This window comes from Variovorax sp. 01N429 (assembly GCF_056399425.1).
Window position 1 is genome coordinate 70,585 of record NZ_JBFTRG010000009.1, and the last position, 23,448, is coordinate 94,032.

The window sequence follows — 23,448 nt, forward strand, 5'->3', positions numbered from 1 at the left end:
TTGGCTACCTCCGCCCGAACAGCCCCTGGGGCCGCACGTACATGACGATGATCAGCAGGATGAGCGACGGAATGGTTCGGTAGGCGGGCGAGATCATGTAGGCGGTCACGGTCTCCAGGTAGCCGACCACATAGGCGGCAATCAACGAGCCCGAGACGCTGCCGAGGCCTCCGAGCACCACGATCGAAAAGGCGCTCGCCGTCAGCGGACCGACGCTGTATGAACTCACGCCGAGGAACATGCCCAGCAGGATGCCGGCAATGCCAGCCAGCAGCCCATACACCAGCCACACCGTGAGATAGATGCTCGACAACTCGATGCCCAGCAGAGTGACCCCGCGCGCATTCATCGATGCGGCCAGCACTGCCTTGCCGCGCCGCGTCTTGTTGACCAGCAGCCAGAGCAGGCCGATGGCCAGCCAGCAGACGGCTGCCGTAAAGAACTCGTTGGTCGGCGTTCGCACACCCAGAAACGGCACCGTGCCTTCGACGATCGGCAGTACGGTCTTCGCGTTGTCTGTGAAGAGGTAGGCGACCGTTTCCTGCACGATGATTCCCCACAGCAGCGTCGCGGTGAGGATGAAGATTTCTTTCTCGGATTCAGCGATCTTGCGCGAGCGTTGAATGGGCCTCACCGTGACGAAGTAGGTCGCGAAAGCCAGCACGACGCCGACCGCGATGCCGATCAGTGCGGCCGCATAGTTGCCGACATGCAGCACGCTGGCCGCTGCCCAGGCGCCGACCGCGGCGGCAACCATGATGGCGCCGTGCGACAGGTTGAGTACGCCAGAGACGCCGAAGATCAGCGTGAAGCCCGTGGCACCCAGGGCGTAGAGCGCGCTGATGGCGAAGCCATCGACCAGGATCTGCCAGAAGATCATGCGCGTGCCACCGCCGGACCTTGCGGTGGGCGGCGCATGGCAGGCGCACGGCTGAGGACGAAGGCCAGGCCCACGCGATCAACTCGCCGGCAGCTTGACGAAGGCCGGGAACTTCATCTGGCCGTTGGCCAGGTTCTTCGGCCACATGTTGATCTGTTTGCCGTCCTGCCATTGCAGCATCAGGCCCGTGATGTAGCCGCTGCCGGTCTTCAGGCCATGCACGTGCGGATTGCCCTTGGGCAAGAAGGCGATGCGGCCGATGGTGCCGACGTAATCGGTGGCTTCCATCGCGGTCACGAGCTTGTCGCTGTCGGTCGACTTGGCGCGGCGTACCGCGTCGGCAATCATGTAGACCTCGTCATAGGCGGTGTAGCCGGAGTAGGCGGGCGAGTTGCCGTACTTCTTCTCGTAGGCGGCCACGAAGGGCAGCGTCTTCGGCGTCACGGGCACACCGGGACCGGACACCGCATTGAAGAGCACCCCGTCCGTCGCGCCGTTGGTGTCCGCCCAGAAGGTCGAATTGGTGGCTTGCGACGAGATCCCGAGCATCGGCAGCGGCACCTGCTGGCTCTTCCACTGCACCGTCGGCTGCGTGCCGACATGCGAGATGCCGGTGATGATGACGTCCGGCTTCTGCGCCTCGATCTTGTTGAAGATGGGCGTGAAGTCCGTCGTGTCGGGCGAGAAGCGGACATGGTCGAGAACCTTGAGTCCCACCTTGGGCAGGCAGGTTTCGTAGCCGGCGTCCAGCGGTGTCGTCCATGCGGCGTCTTCGCTCATGATGACCGCGGTCTTCATCTTGTGCGGCTCGACCAGCAGGTCCTTGGCGGCGTCGCAGACCAGGCCCGCGAGCGCGCTCGAAGTCAGATAGCCATGGAACGTGTACTTGTTGTGCTCGTAGTCCTTGGCGATGTTCTGCGTGATCACGTCGGACGCCGCGCCCGGCGTGATCATGAGCGTCTTGAGCCGCCCGGCCCAAGGCTCCAGCGCCAGCACGACTTCGGAAACATAGCTGGCGATGACGGCGTTGACCTTGTCTTCGCTGACTGCTCGCTGGAAGGCACGCACGGCCTCCGCCGATGAGGAGTGGTCGTCGTAGACGACGATCTCGACTTTGCGGCCGTCCACGCCGCCTTTGGCGTTGATCTCTTCGGCCGCGAGCTGGGCCGCCGGTGCAATCGAAGAGCCGGCAACAGCCTGCGCCTCCGCGATCACACCGATCTTGATCGGATCGGCGGCAAACGCCGCGCTGAACGTCGCCAGTGTGCCGCTCGCGATCATTGCAGCGGCGCCGACACGGCTGAGTCCACCAAGGAAGTACCTTTTCATGATGTCTCCTTATGTGTTTCGAGCCGACACAATCTTGCATATCGCTGGTTGATTGGCAAGCAGACGAGCTCGCGAAGGGACTCGATGATTACCCTCATGCCTCCGGCGCCGAAGCCACTTCAGCCCAGCGCAAGGGATCGACACCGCCTCTGTATGTAGGTTGGGTCCTACCGCACGCATCGGTTGTCGTACGTTACAGACGAAGTCGGCGTACGCAATAGTGGGCGGTTTCCCACAAAGACAGGCGCCGCCGGCGAAGCCCCGGGGGCGAGGGGATCCGTGTGCAGAGAGAGGACAAGAATGAATGCTCCAGAAACACTTTCGATCGCGGCTCCCCAGGAGGAATTCGAGCTGTTGCTCGACGCTCTCGCACGGCTGCGAATCGGAGACGCGAAGGTCCGCTTGCCCATGCACTGGACCGGCATCGCCGGCAAAGTCGCCGAGGTCTTCAACGACGTGGTCGAACAGAACGCGAATCTCGCCGCTGAACTCACCCGGCTGCGCAGAGTCGTCGGTCGCGAAGGCAAGCTCAAGCAGCGCGCGCTCCTGACGGAAAGCCGCGGCTTCTGGGGGCAGTCGGTCGAATGCGTCAATGCGCTGATCGACGATCTCGTCCACCCGACCACTGAGGTGGCGCGCGTCATCGGCGCCGTCGCGCAGGGCGATCTCTCCAAGAGCATGGCGCTCGAAGTCGAGGGCCGCGAACTGGAAGGCGAGTTCCTGCGCACCGCCAAGACCATCAACAAGATGGTCGAGCAGCTCGGCAACTTCTCGGCGGAAGTGACGCGGGTCGCGCGCGAGGTGGGCACCGAAGGCAAGCTCGGCGGGCAGGCCAAGGTGAAGGGCGTGGCGGGCACGTGGAAGGACCTCACCGACTCGGTCAACTCCATGGCCGGCAACCTGACCGATCAGGTGCGCAACATCGCCGACGTGACGACCGCGGTGGCAAAGGGCGACCTCTCGAAGAAGATCGATGTGGACGTGAAGGGCGAGTTCCTGACGCTGAAGAACACCATCAACACGATGGTCGATCAGCTTCGATCCTTCGCATCCGAAGTGACCCGCGTCGCGCGGGAGGTGGGCACCGAAGGCTCTCTGGGTGGGCAGGCGCGGGTCGAAGGTGTCTCGGGCACGTGGAAGGACCTGACCGACTCCGTCAACTCCATGGCGGGCAATCTGACCAGCCAGGTGCGCAACATCGCCGACGTGACGAAGGCCGTGGCTGCCGGCGACCTGTCGAAGAAGATCACCGTCGACGTCAAGGGCGAAATCTCGGAACTGAAGAACACCATCAACACGATGGTCGACCAGCTGCGTTCCTTCGCCGCCGAAGTGACCCGCGTGGCGCGCGAAGTGGGCACAGAAGGCAAGCTCGGCGGACAGGCCGACGTGCAGGGCGTCGCGGGCACGTGGAAGGATTTGACCGACTCGGTGAACTCGATGGCGGGCAATCTGACGAGCCAGGTGCGCAATATCGCCGACGTGACCAAGGCGGTCGCCGCGGGCGATCTGTCGAAGAAGATCACGGTCGACGTGAAGGGCGAAATCCTCGAACTGAAAGCGACCATCAACACGATGGTCGATCAGCTGCGCTCCTTCGCCGCCGAAGTGACGCGCGTGGCGCGCGAAGTGGGCACGGAAGGCAAGCTCGGTGGGCAAGCCGACGTGCAGGGTGTTGCGGGGACATGGAAGGACCTCACCGAGTCGGTCAACTTCATGGCCGGCAACCTGACCTCGCAAGTGCGCAACATCGCGGAAGTGACGACTGCGGTGGCCGCGGGCGACCTCTCGAAGAAGATCACCGTCGACGTGAAGGGCGAGATCTCGGAACTGAAGAACACCATCAATACGATGGTGGACCAGCTCTCGTCGTTCGCGGCGGAGGTGACGCGCGTCGCGCGCGAGGTCGGCACTGAAGGAAAGCTGGGTGGCCAGGCGGATGTGCAAGGCGTTGCCGGCACATGGAAGGACTTGACCGAATCGGTCAACTCGATGGCGGGCAATCTGACTTCGCAGGTGCGCAACATCGCGGAAGTCACGACCGCGGTGGCGGCGGGCGATCTGTCGAAGAAGATCACGGTGGATGTGAAGGGCGAGATCTCGGAGCTCAAGAACACCGTCAACACCATGGTCGACCAGCTCCGGTCGTTCGCCGCCGAAGTGACGCGCGTGGCGCTCGAAGTGGGCACCGAAGGCATCCTGGGTGGCCAGGCCGATGTGCAAGGCGTGGCGGGCACGTGGAAGGACCTGACCGATTCAGTGAACCTGATGGCGTCGAACCTGACTTCGCAGGTTCGCAACATCGCCGACGTGACGAAGGCTGTTGCGGCGGGCGACCTGTCGAAGAAGATCACCGTCGACGTGAAGGGCGAGATCCTGGAGCTCAAGGCGACCATCAACACAATGGTGGACCAGCTCTCGTCCTTTGCCGCCGAAGTGACGCGTGTGGCCCGGGAGGTGGGCACCGAAGGCCGGCTCGGCGGACAGGCGCAGGTGCGCGACGTGTCGGGCACGTGGAAGGACCTGACCGACAACGTGAACTTCATGGCCGGCAACCTGACGGGCCAGGTGCGCGGCATTGCAAAGGTGGTTACCGCCGTCGCCACGGGCGACTTGAAGCAGAAGCTCACCGTCGAAGCGAAGGGCGAGATCGCGGCGCTCGCAGAGACGATCAACAGCATGACGGACACGCTCGCGACCTTCGCGGACCAAGTGACTTCGGTCGCGCGCGAGGTTGGCGTGGAAGGCAAGCTGGGCGGCCAGGCCAAGGTCCCCGGTGCGGCCGGCACGTGGAAGGGGCTCACGGAGAACGTCAATCAGCTCGCGGCCAACCTCACGACACAGGTGCGTGCCATCGCCGAGGTGGCCACCGCGGTGACGCAGGGCGACCTGACCCGTTCGATCACCGTGAAGGCGCAGGGCGAAGTCGCGGCGCTCAAGGACACGATCAACGAGATGATCCGAAACCTGAAGGACACGACGCAGAAGAACACCGAGCAGGATTGGCTCAAGACCAATCTGGCGAAGTTCAGTCGAATGCTGCAGGGTCAGAAGGATCTGCTGACGGTCGGCCAGCTGATCCTGTCGGAACTGGCGCCGGTGGTCGGTGCGCAGCAGGCCGAGTTCTATGTGCTGACCGGTGGCCACGGCGCCGCCAGGCTCAAGCTCTTCGGCAGCTATGCGTCGGGCGGGCTGAATACGCACGGCAAGGAGATCGAGCTCGGGCAGGGTCTCGTGGGCCAGTGCGCCGTCGAGAAGTCGAAGATCTTGCTCACCAATGTGCCGAGCGGTGCATTCCGCGTTGCAACCGGCTTGAGCGAGAGCGCGGCCATGGACGTGATCGTGCTGCCGATCGTCTTCGAAGGCGAAGTGCGCGGCGTGATGGAGTTGGCTTCGCTGGAGCGGTTCAATCCTTCCCACCAGGCTTTCCTGGACCAGCTCACGGAATCGATCGGCATCGTGATCAACACGATCTCGGCCAACATGCGCACGGAGGACTTGCTCAAGCAGTCGCAGTCGCTCGCCGAAGAACTCCAGAGCCGTCAGCAGGAACTGCAACAGACCAATGAGGAGTTGCAGGAAAAGGCCCGCTTGCTGGTGCACCAGAACCAGGAGGTCGAGCGCAAGAACCGCGAAGTCGAACAAGCGCGCCAGGCGTTGGAAGAGAAGGCCGAGCAGCTGGCGTTGACGTCCAAGTACAAGTCCGAATTCCTGGCGAACATGTCGCACGAGCTGCGCACCCCGCTCAACAGCCTGCTGATCCTGTCGGACCAGCTCTGCAAGAACAGCGACGGCAATCTCACGGCCAAGCAGCTCGAATTCGCCAAGACCATCCACTTGTCGGGCAACGATTTGCTGATGCTGATCAACGACATCCTGGATCTGTCGAAGATCGAGTCCGGCACCGTGGCGGTCGAAGTGAGCGAACTGCGGTTGGACGACCTGGAGCGTTCCGTCGAACGCAGCTTCAGGCACGTGGCCGAAGCCAAGCACGTCGGCTTCGAGATCCGCGCACAGGATGTGTTGCCCGAGACCATCGTGACCGACGTGAAGCGGCTGCAGCAGATCCTGAAGAATCTGCTGTCGAATGCGTTCAAGTTCACCCATCGCGGCTCGGTCGTCTTGTCGGTCGCCACTGCGAGCTCCGGCTGGAGCGCGGGCAATGAGGAGCTCAATCGCGCCATCCGCGTCATCAAGTTCTCGGTGTCGGACACGGGCATCGGCATTTCAGCCGACAAGCAGCAGATCGTCTTCGAAGCCTTCCAGCAGGCGGACGGATCGACTTCGCGCAAATACGGCGGAACCGGCCTGGGCCTCGCCATCAGTCGGGAGCTCGCGCGGCTGCTGGGTGGCGAGATCGGCCTGATCAGCGCCCCGACCGAAGGCAGCACGTTCACGCTGTATCTGCCGCAGAGCTACAGCCCGTCGCGCAGCCTGCGTTCCGGCCGCAGCGCATTGCTCGAGCCGGGGCCGACACCCGCTGCCGAGCGGCGGCCTGCGTTGCAGCTCGTGCGTCCTTCCGTCCTAAGCGAGGCCATGGAGCCCAGCGAGGAACCGGCTCCGGCTGCCCTGAACGTGGCCGATGATGACCGCGACAACATCCTGCCCGGCGAGATGGTTCTGCTCATCGTGGAGAACGACCTCGCGTTCGCGAAGATGCTGCTCCAGGCGGGCCACAACTGCGGGTTCAAGGGCCTCGTGAGCCCGAGCGGCGCGGGCTCTCTGGCGCTGATTCGCGACTACCGCCCCGCACTCATCACGCTCGACATCCATCTGCCCGACATGCTGGGCTTGCGGATTCTCGACAGGCTCAAGGCCGACCTGGCGACGCGGCATATTCCGATCTGCGTGGTGTCGACGGATGATTCGCGCGAACGCGCGCTCGATTCAGGCGCCATCGCCTTCATCGCCAAGCCCTTGCAGTCGATCGACGAAGTGGAAGTCGCGCTGCGGCAGCTGCATGAATCGGTGCTCACGACGACCAAGCGCCTGGTGGTTGCGTTGCAGCCGTCGCCGGTGCGCGAGCAGTACATCTCCGCCATCCGGTGCGGCGACCTGCAGCCTGTGGTGGTCGAGACGGGCGAGGCGTTGCGCCAGGAGTTCGCGGCGGGACGCATGGACTGCCTCGTCACAGACGGCGCGCTGCCGGACTTCAGTTCGGATGATCTGGCCGAATACCTCGACAACAGATCGTCGCCGCGCCAGTTGCCGATCCTGCTGTATCGAACCTCCCCGGCGGCGCCGAAGCCTCCGTGGGACTACTTCCATCATGATGCGACGCTGCGCACGGCGGACTCTCTCGAACGGCTGATCGATGCGACGGCGTTCCTGCTGCATCGCGGCATCGCGTCCATGACCGACCAGGAGCGCGCAGCCGTCGAAGTGGCGAACGATACGTCGAAGATCCTGACCGGCAAGAAGGTCCTGATCGTCGACGACGACATCCGCAACATCTTCGCGCTCGCCACGGTGCTGGAAGAGCGGGGGATGGTCGTGGTGTCGGCCGAGAACGGACGCGATGCCATCCAGCTCGTGCAGGAGGACCCCGGAATCGATGCCGTGCTGATGGACATCATGATGCCGGAGATGGACGGCATGCAGACCATGCGCGAGCTGCGCAAGCTCCAGTGCGCAAGGCATTTGCCGCTCATCGCGGTGACGGCCAAGGCCATGAAGGGCGATCGCGAGAAGTGCATCGAGGCGGGTGCGTGGGACTATTTGTCCAAGCCCGTGGACACGGCGCACCTTTTCGTCGTGCTGAGAGGCTGGCTATGCAAATAGCCCAAGTCACTCAAATAGCCCAAATAGCCCTAATAGCCAATCGGGAGGACGCAATGCTGGACGAACGCTTCCCGGACCCCACGGACGAGAGGGCGGCGATCCTCATCGTCGATGACCTGCCCGAGAAGCTGCTCGTGTTCCATACGGTGCTCGAAGACCTCGGGCAGGAACTGGTTCAGGTCCAGTCCGGTGCTGCCGCGCTGCGTGAGGTCCTCAGGCGCGAGTTCGCGGTCATCCTGCTGGACGTGAACATGCCCGACATCGACGGCTTCGAGACCGCGACGCTCATCCGCAAGCACCCGCGTTCGATGCACACGCCGATCATCTTCGTGACTTCCTACGCGGACGAGTTGCAGACGGCGCGCGGTTATTCGCTCGGTGCCGTCGACTACATCCTCTCGCCGGTCGTGCCCGAGATGCTGCGCAGCAAGGTGGGCGTCTTCGTCTCGCTCTACCTCATGAACCGCCAGATCCGGCGGCAGGCGGACAGCCGCGCGGCGGTGCTCGCGGCCGAAGCGGCGCGGCGCGTTGCCGAGGAGAACGACAGGAGATCCGCTTTTCTCGCGAAGGCGAGCCGCGTGCTCAACGGCTCGTTGCAAGTCGATGCCGCCGCTCGCCAGTGCGCCGAACTGCTGGCATCGGAGCTCGGTACGCTGGGCCTCGTGCAACTCGTCGACGCCGACCTCGGCCCGCGCGAAGTGGTCGTTGCGGTCGCTGCCGGCGGCCAACTGCACGTTGAAGGCGGCCGGCAGGAGCGACTCGACCCGCGGGTTTGCGAACTGCTGGACGAAGTTCTCGAATCGCGCGGCGGCCGGGTCGTCAGTCAATGCGCCTTGCAAAAGCTCGGGCCCGGCGCCTTTGGATTGGATTCGAGCCTGCCTTGGACCGCGCCCGACCTGGCGGTCGCAATGCCCGTGTGCTTCGGTGACCGGGTGCTTGGCGCATTGCTGGTTCTCGCGCCCGCATCAGGCGGTGCCTGGGAGCCCCCGGTGCTTGCGGCGCTGCTGGAGGAAACCTCCGCGCGCGCGGCAAGCGCCTTCGAGAATGCGCGTCTGTTTCGCGTGCTGCAGCACGAGGCGATCGAACGCATGGCTGCGCAGGAGGCACTCCAGGCGTCCAATCAACGCAAGGATGAATTTCTCGCGATGATGTCGCACGAGCTTCGCAATCCGCTTGCGCCCATTCACATGGCGGTGGAGGTGGTGCGTCGCACCGCGGCCCCGCACCCGAAGGTCAACTGGGCGCTCGACATTGCCACCCGGCAGCTGCGCCAACTGACGCGCCTGATCGAGGAGCTGCTCGACGTGAGCCGCATCAGCCAGGGCAAGTTCGCGTTGAAGCGCGAACGCATCGATCTCAGGCAGGTGATCGCGCAAAGCGTGGAGACCGTCCATGGCCTTTTCGACAGCCATCGTCAGAAGCTCACCATCGACGTGCCGGCCGAGCCCGTGTGGCTGAACGGCGACTTCGCCCGGCTGACGCAGGTCTTCGCCAACCTGCTGCACAACGCATCCAAGTACAGCCCCGACGAGACCTCCGTGGTGCTGCATTGCAGGGCGGAGAAGAACGTGGCCGTCGTCTCGGTGCGCGATCACGGCATGGGCATCGACCCCGAACTGCTGCCGCGGATCTTCGAACTCTTCGAGCAGGGCAAGCGCGGCCTGGACCGCTCGCAGGGTGGACTGGGAGTCGGGCTGACACTGGCCCGCCGTCTCGCGCTGATGCACGGCGGCGACATCGACGTCTCCAGCGAGGGGCAGGACAAGGGCTCCGTCTTCACGGTGCGGCTGCCAGCGGTGCGGGCACCGGCGCCGGAAGCCATCGTCATTGAAACGACAACCGAGCCGGTGCCGTTCAAGCGGTTGGAGCGCATTCTGGTGGTGGACGACAACCGCGATGCGGCCGAGGTGGTCGCTGCCATTCTTCAACTGGACGGGCACCAGATTCGGGTCGCGTCCGACGGCGAGCGGGCGCTGATCGAAGCGCGCGAGTTTCGGCCCGCGGTGGCCATCGTGGATATCGGGCTGCCCTTGATCGACGGCTACGAGGTCGCGCGCCGACTTCGGACCTTGCCTGTCGGAGACGGCTTGCTGCTGATCGCGCTGACCGGCTACGGCCAGCACGACGATCGGCAGGCCGCCCGCGAGGCGGGGTTTGACCATCACTTCGTCAAGCCCGCCGATCCGGACGTCTTGCTCGCCTGCATCCACGAATGGCAGGCGATTCGGGGTGAGGCTGCCGCGCCCGGATTGTCCGGCGCGGCGGGCAGCGCCGAAGGCCTGCGCCTTGAATGAATCCGACTGGTCTGTACGCCCCGTCCGATTGCGCCTTGGTGCAAGACCCGGTAGTGTTTCTTGAGTCCCCTCTTGTTTTATGAAACAGCCTATCGAACGCGCCTCGGCTCCCACGAACTCATCCGACTTGCAAACGGTCAGCGACCGCGACTATCGCCTGATGGTTGATGCGCTGGCGGATTTCGCATTTTTCATGCTCGATGCGGAAGGCCACGTCCTCTCCTGGAACGAAGGGGCGCGGCTGTTGCACGGGTATGAGCGGGACGAGGTCATCGGGCGGCATTTCGGTTTTTTCTATCCGGCCGATCTGGTTGTGCGAAACCGGCCGCAGGTCGAATTGGCGGTGGCTCTCGAACACGGCCGCTTCGAAGACGAAGGCTGGCGAACCCGCAACGACGGCAGCCGCTTTCTTTCCAGCTTCGTCATCACGAAGGTGGTCGACGACGAGGGCGAGCTCCGCGGCTTTTCCCACGTCGCCCGTGACCTCACGGAGCACCGCCGGCAAGAGGACTTGCTGCGATCGAGCGAGGAACGCTTCCGGCTGCTGGTGGAGGGCGTGAAGGACTACGCGATCTTCATGCTGGACCCGGAAGGCCGGGTCATCAGCTGGAATCTCGGCGCGCAGGTCAACAAGGGCTACGCCGCGACCGAGATCATTGGCAAGCACTTCTCGATCTTCTATCCGGAAGAGGTGGTTGCCCGAGGATGGCCGGCCCAGGAACTCAAGATCGCGATGCGCGACGGCCGCCTCGAAGACGAAGGTTGGCGAATTCGCAAGGACGGCTCCCGCTTCTGGGCGAGCGTCGTCATCACGGCGCTGCATGATCCTTCGGGGCGGCACATCGGCTTCGCGAAGGTCACGCGAGACCTCACCGAACGGCGAAGGATCATCACGCTCGAAGACGAGGGAAAGCGTGTCACGAACTTCCTGGCGATGCTGGGCCATGAGCTTCGCAACCCGCTCGCGCCTATTTCCAATGCGATGGCGCTCCTGGCGAGGGAGAAGACGGAGTCCAGGCTGGTGGAGAAAACGCAGGATATCGTTTCGCGCCAGCTCAAGCAGTTGACGCGGCTCGTGGATGACCTGCTGGACGTCAGCCGAATCACCAGCGGCAAGATCCACCTGGAGGCGAAGCCGGTGCGGCTGCGCGATGCCCTCGACCAGGCTGCCGAAGCCGCGCGGCCGCTGTGCGAGGCGAAGTCGCAGGCATTCAAGGTGGACATGGGCGATTCCGACCCGTGGGTGATTGGCGACCACGCCCGCATCGTCCAGATCGTTTCCAACCTGCTCACCAACGCGGCGAAGTTCACGCCGCCGGATGGGCGCGTCGAATTGCGCCTCGCCGACCTCGGGAACTCGGTGGAAATCTCGGTGCGCGACGACGGCCCCGGCATCCTCGAGAAGGACCAGAAGCAGATCTTCGACCTGTTCGTGCAAGGGGAAGATGACCTGGCCCGCACCAAGGGCGGCCTCGGGCTGGGACTCAGCCTCGTGCAGCAACTGGTGACGCTTCAGGGCGGGGTCGTCAGCGCCTTCAGCAGCGGCAAGCCGGGCGAGGGGGCCGAATTCGTCGTGCAGTTTCCAAGCGTCGCTGCGCCGCACATTGCCGATGATGAGGATGATTCCGGAAAGCGAAGATCGCGGATATTGGTCGTCGACGACAACCGCGACGCCGCCGAGACGATGCACATGCTGCTCGAAGCCATCGGCTATGACGCGAGCCTGGCACACGACGGCAACCAGGCGCTCGAGTCAATCAAGACGCACTCGCCGGACGTCGTGTTGCTGGACATCGGCCTGCCGGGGCTCAGCGGCATCGAAGTCGCAAGGCGGGTCAAGACCGAGATCCTCAAGCAGCCGGCGTTGATCGCGGTGACCGGCTACGGGCAGGAGCGGGACCGCGAGGCGAGCTACGACGCGGGCTTCATCGCTCACCTCACCAAGCCTGTCGACATCGACAAGCTCACTGCATTGCTCCAGCGGGTTGCACCGCCCTGAATGCTGCGGAGCGTCAGGCCGGATCCATGCCGCGACGGCGCTTTGCTTCGGCGCTGTCAGGCGACACCAGGAACTCGAGCAGTGCTCGCGCCGCATCGGGCTGCGCCGCGCCGATGCTCAACGCGGCGGAGAAGATCGTGTTGATCTGAACTTCGGGCGGCAGCGGGCCGAGCAGGTCGATGCCTTGCACGCCGATGAGTTCGCTCATCTGCTGAAAGCCCAGTGCAGCCTCTCCGCGTGCCACGAGCGACCCGACCGCCACCCCCGGCGGCGCCTGCACCAATCGCCCTTGCAGCGCATCGGCGATGCCCCAGCGTTCGAACATCGCGACGAGTGCGACACCGCTCGGGCCAGTCGAGTAGCCGACCGTGGCCGCCCCTTCCACTGCGCGGCGCAGGGCCGCCTCGCTGGCGATGTCCGGCCGGGTGGCGCCCGCACGTACCGCCACACCCACGCCTGAGCGCACGAGGTCGACCTTGGTGGCCGGATCGATCTTGCCTTCGTCGCCCAGCTTGGCAATGGCATCCGAAGCGAGCGCTACGACGTCGAAGCTTTCACCGGCGCGGACGCGTCGCGCGGCGTCGACACCACCGACCGCCTCGAACGAAACGGGCATGCCGGTGCGCGTCGAATACATCGCCGCGAGCTCGTCCAGCAGGCCGCGCGTGGCCATCGAGCAGATTCCCTTGATCGGATGTTTCATGGTGGTGGAGTCGGACTGGGCCATGGCGCCGTGCATAGTGAGCATCGCCGCACCGCCGAGTGCCCAGAGGCAGGCTTGTCGGCGTGTGATTCCCGGATTCATGAAAGGCCCGCGCGCGTTCGTTCAATCGAGCTTGATGTTTGCTTCGCGGATGAGCTTGCCGTAGCGGGCGGCGTCGCTCTTGAGCAGCTTGTCGAAGTCTTCCGGCGAACCCGACAGCGTTGTGCCACCGGCCGCAGCGAGCTGGGCACGCACTTCCGGCGACTGGAGCGCCTTCTGCACCGTCTCATGAAGCTTGGCGAGGATCGGCTTGGGCAAGTCCGCCGGGGCGACAAAGCCGTACCAGACGCTGGCCTCGAAGCCGGGGTAGCCCGATTCGGCCACCGTCGGAACGCCGGGCAGCACCGATGAGCGCTCCGGGCTCATCACCGCGAGCACGCGCAAGGTGCCAGCCTTGGCGAGCGGCAAGACCTCCAGCGCATTCACCGCGACCACTTCGACGTGCCCGCCGAGCGTGTCCGTGAGCGCCTGCGCACCGCCTTTGTAGGGCACGTGGCGCATCGAGAGGCCGGCGGTGTGCTGGAACAGTTCGATCGCCAGGTGTGGCGTCGATCCGTTGCCGGGCGTCGCGACGGTGATGCTTCCGGGCTTGGCCTTGGCGGTGGCCACGAGTTGCTGCAGCGTCTTGATCTCCGAGGCCTCGCGCACGGCAAGCACCACCGGCACGCGCCCGACCATCGCCACTGGCGTCAGGTCGTGCTGGAGGTCGTAAGGCGCGGGCTGGAAGAGGGAAGGATTCACCGCCAGTGCGTTGGCCGCCAGCAGAAGCGTGTAGCCGTCGGGCGGGCTCGCGATGAGCGCCTTCACCGCGATGTTGGTGCCGGCGCCCGGCTTGTTCTCGACGATGACGGGCTGGCCGAGCGTCGCCGCCATCCGTTGGCCGACCGAACGCGCGATCGCATCCACCGCGCCGCCTGCACTGTAGCCGACGAGGATCTTGATCTGTTTCGAAGGAAATGCATCCGCGGCGGCCGCGCCGAAAGAGATGCAGAAGGCGAGCGATCCCGCGAGGGCAAGGAAGTGGCGTCGGCCGAAGAATTTCATGAGAGGGGTCCAGGTTTCGAGATTCGAGCCGTGGTCAGCGCGGGTCGGCCGCAGCGGCCTTGTCCCAGGCTTGCGGTGCGGCTTCCTTGCCGGCCACGGAATACAGCGCACCGGGCGCGTTGCGCGTCTGCTGGAAATCCTCCAGCGACTGGCCGCGCATTGCGGCGTAGATGTGCAGGTTCGACACGCCGATGACGGCGCCGAGCTTTTCGAGCATGAAGAAGATGACGCCGTAGTGGATGAGCCCACGCCAGTCGCGGCGGCGCACGAGGTCGCGTTCTTGTTCGGTCAGTGCAGCGGCTTCGAAGGCCGCTTCCTCGTCCGCCACGAAGCGCGCGCGATGGCCCGGGCGCGTCATCGCCTGCAGGAACTTGTTGAGCCGATAAGCCCGCACGCTGCTCTCCAGCGAGAACGGATAGGTGCCCTCCAGTGCCTCGACGCCTGCCAGTTGCGTCTCCATGTGCCGCCGATGCCGTTCGACTTCGCCCGCGATCGGCGGACTTGCAAGGTTTTCATAGATGGCCGTGGCAATGCCGGTCATCGAAGGCAGGTAGTAGCTCTGGTGCGTCTTGCGAATGTTGGACGACATGGCGCCCCGCATCACCAGCCACATGATCACTTCTGCGCCTTCGAGCCCACCCAGCGTAGCGAGTTCGGCCTGCGTCATCTCGGTGAGCCGTACCGGGTCGTTTTCGATGAGGTCGAGGAACTGCGCGTCCCACGCTGTGTTGTTGAAGCCGGCGCGCTCGCCGTGAACCTGATGCGACAGGCCGCCCGTTGCGACGATGGCCACCTTCAGGTCTTCGGGGTAGCTTTCGATCGCGCGCCGGAGGGCCTGGCCCAGCCGATAGCAGCGGCGAGCCGAAGGCACCGGCGACTGCAGCACGCCGACCTGCAACGGCACCACGGGAGTCGGCCATGAAGGCTTGTGAGGGCACAGGAGCGACATGGGCGAGAAAACGCCATGGTCGAGCGGCCGGTCCTGGAAGAAGGACATGTCGAATTCGTCCGCCACCAGCGAGTTGCCGATGTGCCGCGCCAGCGCCGGATGACCTGCGAGTGCGGGCAAGTCGCGCGGGCCGCCGCCTTCGTCCGCCACCTCGTGCCGTTCGCCCACGCCCAGCGCAAAGGCGGAGTAGTGGTCGAAGAAGAAGGAGCTGACGTGGTCGTTGTAGATGAAGAACAGCACATCCGGCTTCTGCTCGGTGAGCCATTGCTGCACGGGTGCGAACGCCTCGAAGATGGGCGCCCAGACGGGGTCCTGTTGCTTGTTCTTGTCGAAGGCAAAGCCGATGGTGGGCGTGTGCGAGCACGCGACGGCGCCAATGATGCGAGCCATGGTTTGTCTCCGATCAGTCGATGTAGCGCAGGCCGGCCTTGGCGAGCGGTTCGCGCATGGCGTACATGTCCAGGCCGAGTTCGCCTGCGGCAAAGCGTGCGCGCTTGCTGGTTTCGTTGGCTTCGCGCGCCTGGGCCGCGTCGGCCACCTGCTGCGCCATCGCCGCCGGCACGACGACCACGCCATCGATGTCTGCGACGATCACATCGCCGGGATGGACCAACGCGCCTGCGCACACCACCGGCACGTTGACCGAACCGAGCGTGGATTTGATGCACCCCTTGGCATGGATCGCGCGGCTGAATACCGGGAAGTTCATCTCGGTCAGGTCGCGCACGTCACGCACCCCGCCATCGATGATCAGGCCCCGGCAGCCGCGCGCCTTGAAGGAGGTCGCGAGCAGGTCGCCGAAGAAGCCGTCGGTGCTGTCCGCCGTGCACGCCGCCACGACCACGTCGCCCGGTTGGATCTGCTCGGCGGCCACGTGCATCATCCAGTTGTCGCCCGGCTGCAGCAGCACGGTGACAGCTGTGCCGCAGCAGCGCGCCTGCGGATAGATCGGCCGGATGCGCGGCTGCATGAGTCCGAGCCGCCCCATGGCCTCGTGCACTGTCGACACCCCTAAGCGCGACAGTTGCTCCACAGCCGCCGGGTCGGCGCGCTGGATGTTTCGATGGACGGTGCCCAGCGCCTGGAAGTGATTCACGGCATTCGCGGTCATGGTCAAAGCCCCTTGCTCTTGAGCGCCCGGTCCAGGCGTGGATACACCCTGCGTGCGTTGCCTTCGTAGATCTTGTGCCGCGTGGCGTCGTCGAGCGTCTGTGCGGCGTCGATGTAGCGGCGCGTGTCGTCGAAGTAGTGGCCTGTTTCCGGATCGATGCCGCGCACTGCGCCGATCATTTCGCTGGCGAAGAGGATGTTGTCGGCGGGGATCACCTTCGTGAGCAGGTCGATGCCCGGCTGGTGATAGACGCAGGTGTCGAAGAAGATGTTGTTCAGCAGGTGGTCCTTCAGCAGTGGCTTCTTCATCTCTTGGGCCAGGCCGCGGAACCGGCCCCAGTGATAGGGCACTGCGCCGCCGCCGTGCGGAATCACGAAGCGCAGGTCCGGAAAGTCCTTGAACAGATCGGACGTGAGGCATTGCATGAACGCCGTTGTATCGGCGTTCAGGTAGTGCGCGCCCGTGGTGTGAAAGCACGCATTGCAGCTCGTGCTGACATGCACCATAGCGGGGATGTCGTGCTCCACCATCTTTTCGTAGATCGGATACCAGTGGCGGTCGGAAAGCGGGGGAGAAGTCCAGTGCCCGCCCGATGGATCGGGGTTCAGGTTGACGCCCACGAAGCCGTACTGCGTGACGCATTTCTCCAACTCAGCGATGCAGGTTTTCGGATCGACGCCCGGCGACTGCGGCAGCATCGCCGCGCCGATGAAGTGATCGGGAAACAGTTCGCTCACCCGAAAGCAGAGCTCGTTGCAGATGGCGGCCCACGTGGACGACACCTCGAAGTCGCCGATGTGATGCGCCATGAAGCTCGCACGCGGCGAAAAGATGGTCAGGTCGCTGCCGCGCTCTTTCATGAGGCGCAACTGGTTGTTCTCGATTGACTCGCGAAGCTCGTCGTCGCTGATCTTGAGATCGGACGGGCGGGGCTTCAGCGATGGATCGGCAATGCCTGCGATCTGCTGGTTGCGCCAGCTCTCGAGCGCCTTGGGCGCGGTGGTGTAGTGGCCGTGGCAGTCGATGATCATGTTCAAGAGTATGGCGCTGGGCCTTGATCCAATGCGTGAGTTCGGGTTGAAGTGCCCTCAGAGTTTCTTATCGGACAGGGTTTCTGCGGGGATCGGAGATGCTGCCGAGCAGGAGTAAATTCACCCCAGTGAATCCTGCGCCTCCGAACCCGCAACATAAAGTTATCGACAGCACCCATGCCGGGGCGCTCGGCATCAACCTTCGGCACCTGCGCGCGTTCTCTGCCGTGGCCGCGGCCGGCAGCATCGCCGGCGCGGCCGAGGGGCTGTACCGGGTGCCGTCAGGGGTCACGCGGTCGATCCTCGAACTGGAGGCAGGACTCGGCAGGCCGCTGTTCGATCGCCGCGCGCGCGGCATGGCGCTCAACTCATATGGTGAACTGGTGCTGGCGCGGGCCCGCCGCATCGAGCGCGAATTCGAGGACGCGCGCGCCCAACTGGCTGCGCGTGGCGGCATTCCGCCGTCTGCCGACGTTCGCTCGCTGTTCACGTCGCTCCTGAACGGCCGACGGCTCGCGGTGGTCGCGAGCCTTGCGGAAAAGCGCAACATGCCCGCGGTGGCTCGCCAGTTTGGAATCACGCAACCGGCTGTCAGCGGCGCCTTGAAGGATCTCGAAGAGGGGCTCGGCGTTGCCTTGTTCGACCGCTCGGCGCGCGGGTTGTCGCCGACGCCGCCGGGCGAGATCGTTGCTTTCCATTTCAAGCGGGTGCTGGCGGAATTGCGGCACATCGGCCCCGACATCGCGGCCAGCGAAGGGACGCTGCAAGGCAACGTGGTCGTCGGCGCGCTGCCCCTCGGGCGTACCCAGGTCCTGCCGTTCTCGATCGCATCATTGCTCGCCCGCTATCCGAAACTGCACGTGGCGACAGTCGAAAGCCCCTATGACGTGTTGGCGGCATCGCTTCGCAGTGGTGACATCGACTTCATCCTCGGCGCGCTGCGCAGTGCCGAAGAGGCAAAGGATCTGCAACAGGAGGCGCTCTTCGAGGACCGCATTTCGGTGATCGCGCGTGCAGGGCATCCGCTCCAGCGCGCGAAGCGCATCGACTTCGACGATCTTCGCCAGGCGAGCTGGGTGCTGTCGCGGCCTGGGTCGCCGTCGCGCGAACTGCTGGAGCGCTTCTTCTCGGAGGCGCAACAGGCTCCCCCGGTGCCCGCCGTGGAAACAGGCGACCTCGCCGTGCTGCGCGGCCTGCTGCTCGAGAGCGACATGCTGACCGCGATTTCCGCCCACCAGTTGCGCTACGAAATACGCGACGCAAGCCTCGTGGTGCTCGACTTCCCTTTAAACCGGACGAGGCGCGAAATCGGGCTGACTCAGCGAATGGGCGCTTTCCCGTCGCCCGGCGCGCGGGCGTTGATGGAAGAAATCCGCGTCATGGTGGCAAAGTCGCCCGATTTCCGCGCGGGTGCTTGAAAGCCGTCGCTATCCAACCCATCGAGCGATTCCGTCGAGGATCTCGACGAGCACCGCCGCATCGTCGCGACCTGAACGCTTGAGCACATGGAACGAGTGGTCGGCCTGGTCGACGGTCATCAACGTGGCGCGCGAGCCCAGCGAGGTCACCACTGGACTTAGCAGATCAAGGTCCGCCAGCTTGTCGTTCGTGCCTTGGATGAAGAGCATCGGCACCTGAACCTTGGACAGATGATCCGCCCGCGAACTGGAAGGTTCACCGGCCGGATGCAGCGGAAAGCCTACGAAGATTAACCCTTCGACCTGCGGCAGAGGCTGGATCGCCTGAGCTTGCGAGGTCATCCGCGCGCCGAACGATTTGCCACCCGCGAAGAGCCGCAGCGGCCCGAACAGTTGCGCCGCATGCGCGACAGCCGCCCGAACCGCCGCATGCGCGGTCGGCGGCGTGTCGGTGCGCTTCTTGCCCAGTTCCATGTACGGAAACTGATAACGCAACGTGGCGATGTTGCGTTGCTCCAGGCCATCGGCAATGGCGGCCATGAACGGATGAGTCATCCCAGCGCCCGCGCCATGCGCGAAGACGTAACAAGAGCGGGGGTCGCTCGGCGCCTGCACGATGCCCGAGACGCTCGTGTCGTCGTTGATCCGGATGGTGAGCTTCTGCATTTCGCCGCCAATGTACTGCGAGCCGGCCGGCGACGGCACAAAATGCACCCAAGGAGCACCACCCCATGCGATCTCTCAACCTCAAGGGCGCCAAGGGCGCATCCACGATGCCCGTTCTCGGCCTCGGCACCTGGAACATGGGCGAATCCGCCGCAAGGCGCACCGCCGAAGTAGCCGCTGTCCGCACAGCCATCGACATGGGCTGCCGACTCATCGACACTGCGGAAATGTATGGCGAAGGCGGCGCCGAAGAAGTCGTCGGCCAGGCTGTGGCAGAGGCCCTGCGCGCTGGCGACGTCAAGCGCGAAGACCTGTTCATCGTCAGCAAGGTTTATCCCCACAACGCCAGCCGAAAGGGCACACCGGCAGCATGCGCCCGAAGCCTGCAGCGGCTCGGCCTGGACCACATCGACCTCTACCTGCTCCACTGGCGCGGCGAGCATCCGCTCGCACACACCCGCGACGCCATGCGCGCGCTCGTCGACCAGGGCCGCATCCGCCACTGGGGTGTCAGCAACTTCGACACCGACGACATGGAAGAGCTCGCCACGATCTCCGGCGGTGACCTCGACTGCGCAACCAACCAGGTCTATTTCTCAGTCGCCGAACGCGGCCCCGAATTCAACCTGCTCCCCTGGCTGCGCGACCGCGGCATCCCATTGATGGCCTACAGCCCCATCGATCAAGGTGCCCTGGCCACCGACACCGCCCTGGCCCAACTCGCGCAGGGCCTCAACGCCACCCCCGCCCAACTCGCACTGGCCTGGCTGCTCTCCCGCCAAGGCGTGGCCGTCATCCCCAAAGCAGTCAGCGAGTCCCACCAGCGCGAAAACCTCGCAGCCGCAGCCCTGAAACTGCCCCCCGAAGTCCTCACAGAAATCGACCACCTACACCCACCCCCCCAACGCAAGAAACCCCTGGCAATGATCTAAACAAAGGCCAGCGCAGCAAGGCCGGCGCAGCCAGGCCCCTTCGCGAAACACCGCGGAACCGGCTTTGCCGGGCCGCCGGTGTTGCCCCCGGTAGGGGGTAGGCGAAGCGACACGAAGTGCGCGAAGACTGGGGGCGAGCTTAGCTAGCCTGCTTCGGCTTGCTTGGCCGCCGCGATGATTGCCGATTCGTCGTGCTTCGCACCATTGAGGAACAGGTTCAAGAGCACCGCGCTCACGGACGCCAGCAGAATGCCCGACTCCACCAGCGAGTGAATCGCATGCGGCATCCACTGCTTGAAGTTGGGCGCAATCAGCGGAATCATGCCGATGCCGATCGACACCGCGACGATCATCGCGTTGTGGCGGTTGGTCTTGAAGTCCACTCCGGCAAGGATGCGGATGCCCGTGGCGGCCACCATCCCGAACATCACCAGCCCGGCTCCGCCGAGCACGACCGTCGGCAAGGACTCGACCAGCGCAGCCATCTTCGGCAGCAAGCCGAGCACGATCAAGATCACCCCGCCGGCCACGCAGACGAAGCGGCTCTTGATGCCGGTGACGGCCACGAGACCCACGTTCTGCGAAAAGCTGGTGTACGGGAAGGTGTTGAAGATGCCGCCAATGAGTGTGCCGAGGCCGTCCGTGCGCAAACCGCGCGCCAGGTCCTGCTGCGTGATCTTGCGGTCGGTCATCTCGCCGAGCGCCAGGAACATGCCGGTCGATTCAATCATCACCACCACCATGATCAGCGACATGGTGAGGATCAGGATCGGATCGAACTGCGGCATGCCGAAGTGAAAGGGCAGCACGATGTCGAACCAAGCCGCTTGGCCCACTTTCTCGAAAGTCATGAAGCCGAACAAAGCCGCGACAACCGCGCCGATCGTGATGCCGAGCAGCACCGAGATATTGGCAATGAAGCCGGTGGCGTACTTCACGATCAAGAGGATCGACACCAGCACCAGTGCTGCGATACCGAGGCCGCCGAGATCGGCATATCTCGGGTTGGGCATCGAAGGCACGATGGAGAGGCCCTTGGGCAGGGGCGGCACGGCGGAGCCAGGCGATGTCACGTCGGCCAGCCACTTCGCATAGACCGGATCGACCAGCGCCGGCGCCGTCGGGCCCACAGGGTTGCCGAAGATCCAGTTGATGCCCACGCGCATCAGGCTGATGCCGATGACGGCAATGATGGTGCCGGTCACCACAGGCGGAAAGAAGCGCAGCATGCGCGAGACCAGCGGCGCGATCAGTATCGAAACGATGCCGGCGCCGATGATGGAGCCGAAGAGCAGTTGCGCGCCGGCCTGTCCGGGGTTCGTGTTGGCCATGGAGACCATCGGCGCGACCGACGCGAAGGTCACGCCCATCATCACGGGCAGCTTGATGCCGAACCATTGCGTGGCACCCAGCGACTGGATGAGCGTCGCAACGCCGCAGCAGAAGAGGTCGGCCGAAATCAGCAACGCGACCTCTTGCGGACTGAGCTTGAGCGCACGTCCCACGATGAGCGGGACCGCGACGGCGCCGGCATACATCACGAGCACATGTTGCAGGCCCAGGGCGGTGAGTTTGCCCGCTGGCAGGCGCTGATCGACGGGGTGGATGGAAGTGGCGACAGCCGTCATTGCAGGGTCTCCTGGGGCGCGGGGGATGAAGATAGGACAGTTTCAGGAATCGTGCCGCGACTGCGGTTCACGGGTATGTACGCGAAACTGTATACAGTCTGACCGCCCATCCATATGGCGGAAAACCCGGGTTCCGACACACGGTCTTTTCCGGTGCCGCGCGCGGAGGTATCTTGCACGACCGCTGCTCTGCAGGAGCCCGCCATGCTCGAATCACTTCGTACCGATCCGACCTTCTATCCGTCGCCGCGCCTGGCGATGGAGGCCGAACCGGAGCGCATTGCCTACACCGCCTTGCTGTCGACCGATGCTTCGCGCCCTGATGCGCTGGCGGTCGTGGATGTCGATCCGGGCTCCGCCACGTACGGCACGGTGCTGCATCGGCTCGATATGCCGAACCGCGGCGATGAGTTTCATCACTTCGGCTGGAATGCCTGCAGTTCGGCGCTGGCGCCGATGTCGGGCCATGCCTTCCTGAAGCGGCGCTATCTCGTCATTCCGGGCATTCGATCGTCGCGCATCTATGTCGTCGATACGCAACCCGACCCGGCGCGGCCGACCATCAGCCATGTCATCGAACCCGAAGAGGTCATGCGCAAGACGGGATATTCACGCCCGCATACGGTGCATTGCGGCCCCGAGGGGCTCTACATCAGCACGCTCGGCGGGGCTGGACCGGACGGCACCGAAGGTCCGCCCGGCATCTTCCTGATGGACTGCGAGAGTTTCGAGGTGCTCGGCAAGTGGGAAATCGAGCGCGGGCCGCAGAAGCTGCACTATGACTTCTGGTGGAATCTGCCGCGCGACTACATGGTGTCCAGCGAATGGGGTCTGCCGCCGCAGTTCGAGAACGGCATCGTGCCCGAAGACTTGCTCGGCAATCGCTATGGGCACCAGCTTCACTTCTGGGATTTGCGCGCGCGCCGGCATGTGCAGAGCATCGATCTCGGCGCGAACCATCAGATGGCGCTGGAGATTCGGCCCGCGCACGATCCAACGCGCGAATATGGTTTTCTTGGCGTGGTGGTCGACACCACCAACCTCGAAGGGTCGATCTGGACGTGGTGGCGCGAAGGCGGCAAGTTCCACGCGAAGAAGACCGCCGTCGTTCCTCCAGAGCCGGCGGATGCTGCGCTCTTGCCCGACCTGCTGAAGGGCTTCGGCGCAGTGCCACCGTTGATCACGGACATCGATCTTTCAATGGACGACCGCTTTCTCTATGTCGCGTGCTGGGGTACCGGCGAAYTGCGGCAGTACGACGTGACCGATCCGATGAACCCGCGCCTGTCGGGCAGCGTGCGCATTGGCGGCGTTGCCAATTGCACGCCGCATCCGAATGGGTCGAGCTTCGGCGGCGGCCCACAAATGACCGAGATCAGCCGCGATGGCAAGCGCGTGTATTTCACCAACTCGCTCTACAGCCGATGGGACCAGCAGTTCTATCCCCACGGCATCCCCGGACGACAGGTGATGTGCCACGTCGGTGCGAACGGCGGCATCGAACTCGACAAGAAGTTCGTCGTCGACTTCGGCGCGGACTACGGCGCTCACCAGGTCCGGCTGCAGGGCGGCGACTGCTCCACGGATTCGTTCTGCTATCCGTCGGCGTGAAGTCGGCCGTTT

At 64.5% G+C, this 23,448-nt stretch carries 15 protein-coding genes; 6 read left to right on the forward strand and 9 right to left on the reverse strand.

Features of this window, described 5'->3' with window-relative positions; genetic code table 11:
• Positions 1-4 precede the first annotated feature (4 nt).
• A complete protein-coding gene (locus AC1DSF_RS17270; RefSeq protein WP_478125669.1) occupies positions 5-880 on the reverse strand; it encodes a branched-chain amino acid ABC transporter permease in 876 nt (291 codons plus the stop codon).
• 78 nt (positions 881-958) lie between these two features.
• The gene (locus AC1DSF_RS17275) at positions 959-2,209 is read right to left on the reverse strand and encodes an ABC transporter substrate-binding protein (protein WP_478125670.1); all 1,251 of its coding nucleotides are present in this window, start codon (positions 2,207-2,209) and stop codon (positions 959-961) included.
• Positions 2,210-2,509: 300 nt separating this feature from the next.
• Here AC1DSF_RS17275 and AC1DSF_RS17280 point away from each other — a divergent pair, with 300 nt between their 5' ends.
• From AC1DSF_RS17280 to AC1DSF_RS17290, 3 genes are all read left to right on the forward strand, one after another.
• On the forward strand, positions 2,510-7,990 hold the full coding sequence (locus AC1DSF_RS17280; protein WP_478183164.1) for a HAMP domain-containing protein: 5,481 nt from the start codon (positions 2,510-2,512) through the stop codon (positions 7,988-7,990).
• A gap of 53 nt (positions 7,991-8,043) precedes the next feature.
• A complete protein-coding gene (locus AC1DSF_RS17285; protein ID WP_478125672.1) occupies positions 8,044-10,284 on the forward strand; it encodes a response regulator in 2,241 nt (746 codons plus the stop codon).
• Positions 10,285-10,363: 79 nt separating this feature from the next.
• Positions 10,364-12,283, forward strand: a complete 1,920-nt coding sequence (locus tag AC1DSF_RS17290; protein ID WP_478125673.1) for a PAS domain-containing hybrid sensor histidine kinase/response regulator — start codon at positions 10,364-10,366, stop codon at positions 12,281-12,283.
• A 13-nt stretch (positions 12,284-12,296) separates the two neighbouring features.
• Here the strand turns inward: AC1DSF_RS17290 and AC1DSF_RS17295 are convergent, their stop codons facing one another.
• The 5 genes from AC1DSF_RS17295 to AC1DSF_RS17315 form a co-directional block, all read right to left on the reverse strand.
• The gene (locus AC1DSF_RS17295) at positions 12,297-13,010 is read right to left on the reverse strand and encodes a substrate-binding domain-containing protein (RefSeq protein ID WP_478125674.1); all 714 of its coding nucleotides are present in this window, start codon (positions 13,008-13,010) and stop codon (positions 12,297-12,299) included.
• Between the two features lie 99 nt (positions 13,011-13,109).
• Entirely contained in the window at positions 13,110-14,090 is a 981-nt protein-coding gene (locus tag AC1DSF_RS17300; RefSeq protein ID WP_478125675.1) for a Bug family tripartite tricarboxylate transporter substrate binding protein, read from the reverse strand.
• Between the two features lie 34 nt (positions 14,091-14,124).
• The gene (locus AC1DSF_RS17305; protein ID WP_478125676.1) at positions 14,125-15,429 is read right to left on the reverse strand and encodes a gallate dioxygenase; all 1,305 of its coding nucleotides are present in this window, start codon (positions 15,427-15,429) and stop codon (positions 14,125-14,127) included.
• 13 nt (positions 15,430-15,442) lie between these two features.
• Entirely contained in the window at positions 15,443-16,150 is a 708-nt protein-coding gene (ligK, locus tag AC1DSF_RS17310; RefSeq protein ID WP_478125677.1) for a 4-carboxy-4-hydroxy-2-oxoadipate aldolase/oxaloacetate decarboxylase, read from the reverse strand.
• 2 nt (positions 16,151-16,152) lie between these two features.
• Positions 16,153-17,181: an amidohydrolase family protein gene (locus tag AC1DSF_RS17315; protein WP_478125849.1), complete on the reverse strand. Its 1,029-nt coding sequence runs from the start codon at positions 17,179-17,181 to the stop codon at positions 16,153-16,155.
• A 128-nt stretch (positions 17,182-17,309) separates the two neighbouring features.
• Between AC1DSF_RS17315 and AC1DSF_RS17320 the strand changes: the two genes are divergently transcribed.
• Positions 17,310-18,599 (forward strand): LysR family transcriptional regulator, encoded by a 1,290-nt coding sequence (locus tag AC1DSF_RS17320; RefSeq protein ID WP_478125678.1) that lies wholly within the window; start codon positions 17,310-17,312, stop codon positions 18,597-18,599.
• 9 nt (positions 18,600-18,608) lie between these two features.
• Here AC1DSF_RS17320 and AC1DSF_RS17325 read toward each other — a convergent pair whose 3' ends face one another.
• The gene (locus AC1DSF_RS17325) at positions 18,609-19,265 is read right to left on the reverse strand and encodes an alpha/beta hydrolase family protein (protein WP_478125679.1); all 657 of its coding nucleotides are present in this window, start codon (positions 19,263-19,265) and stop codon (positions 18,609-18,611) included.
• A 65-nt stretch (positions 19,266-19,330) separates the two neighbouring features.
• Between AC1DSF_RS17325 and AC1DSF_RS17330 the strand changes: the two genes are divergently transcribed.
• The gene (locus tag AC1DSF_RS17330; RefSeq protein ID WP_478125680.1) at positions 19,331-20,197 is read left to right on the forward strand and encodes an aldo/keto reductase; all 867 of its coding nucleotides are present in this window, start codon (positions 19,331-19,333) and stop codon (positions 20,195-20,197) included.
• A gap of 143 nt (positions 20,198-20,340) precedes the next feature.
• On the opposite strand, the gene AC1DSF_RS17335 is transcribed toward AC1DSF_RS17330, so the two are convergent.
• The gene (locus tag AC1DSF_RS17335; RefSeq protein ID WP_478125681.1) at positions 20,341-21,825 is read right to left on the reverse strand and encodes a nucleobase:cation symporter-2 family protein; all 1,485 of its coding nucleotides are present in this window, start codon (positions 21,823-21,825) and stop codon (positions 20,341-20,343) included.
• A gap of 204 nt (positions 21,826-22,029) precedes the next feature.
• On the opposite strand from AC1DSF_RS17335, the gene AC1DSF_RS17340 reads away from it, so the two are divergent.
• Positions 22,030-23,436, forward strand: coding sequence for a selenium-binding protein SBP56-related protein (locus AC1DSF_RS17340; protein ID WP_478125682.1), 1,407 nt, complete (start codon positions 22,030-22,032; stop codon positions 23,434-23,436).
• The last annotated feature ends 12 nt before the right edge of the window (positions 23,437-23,448 follow it).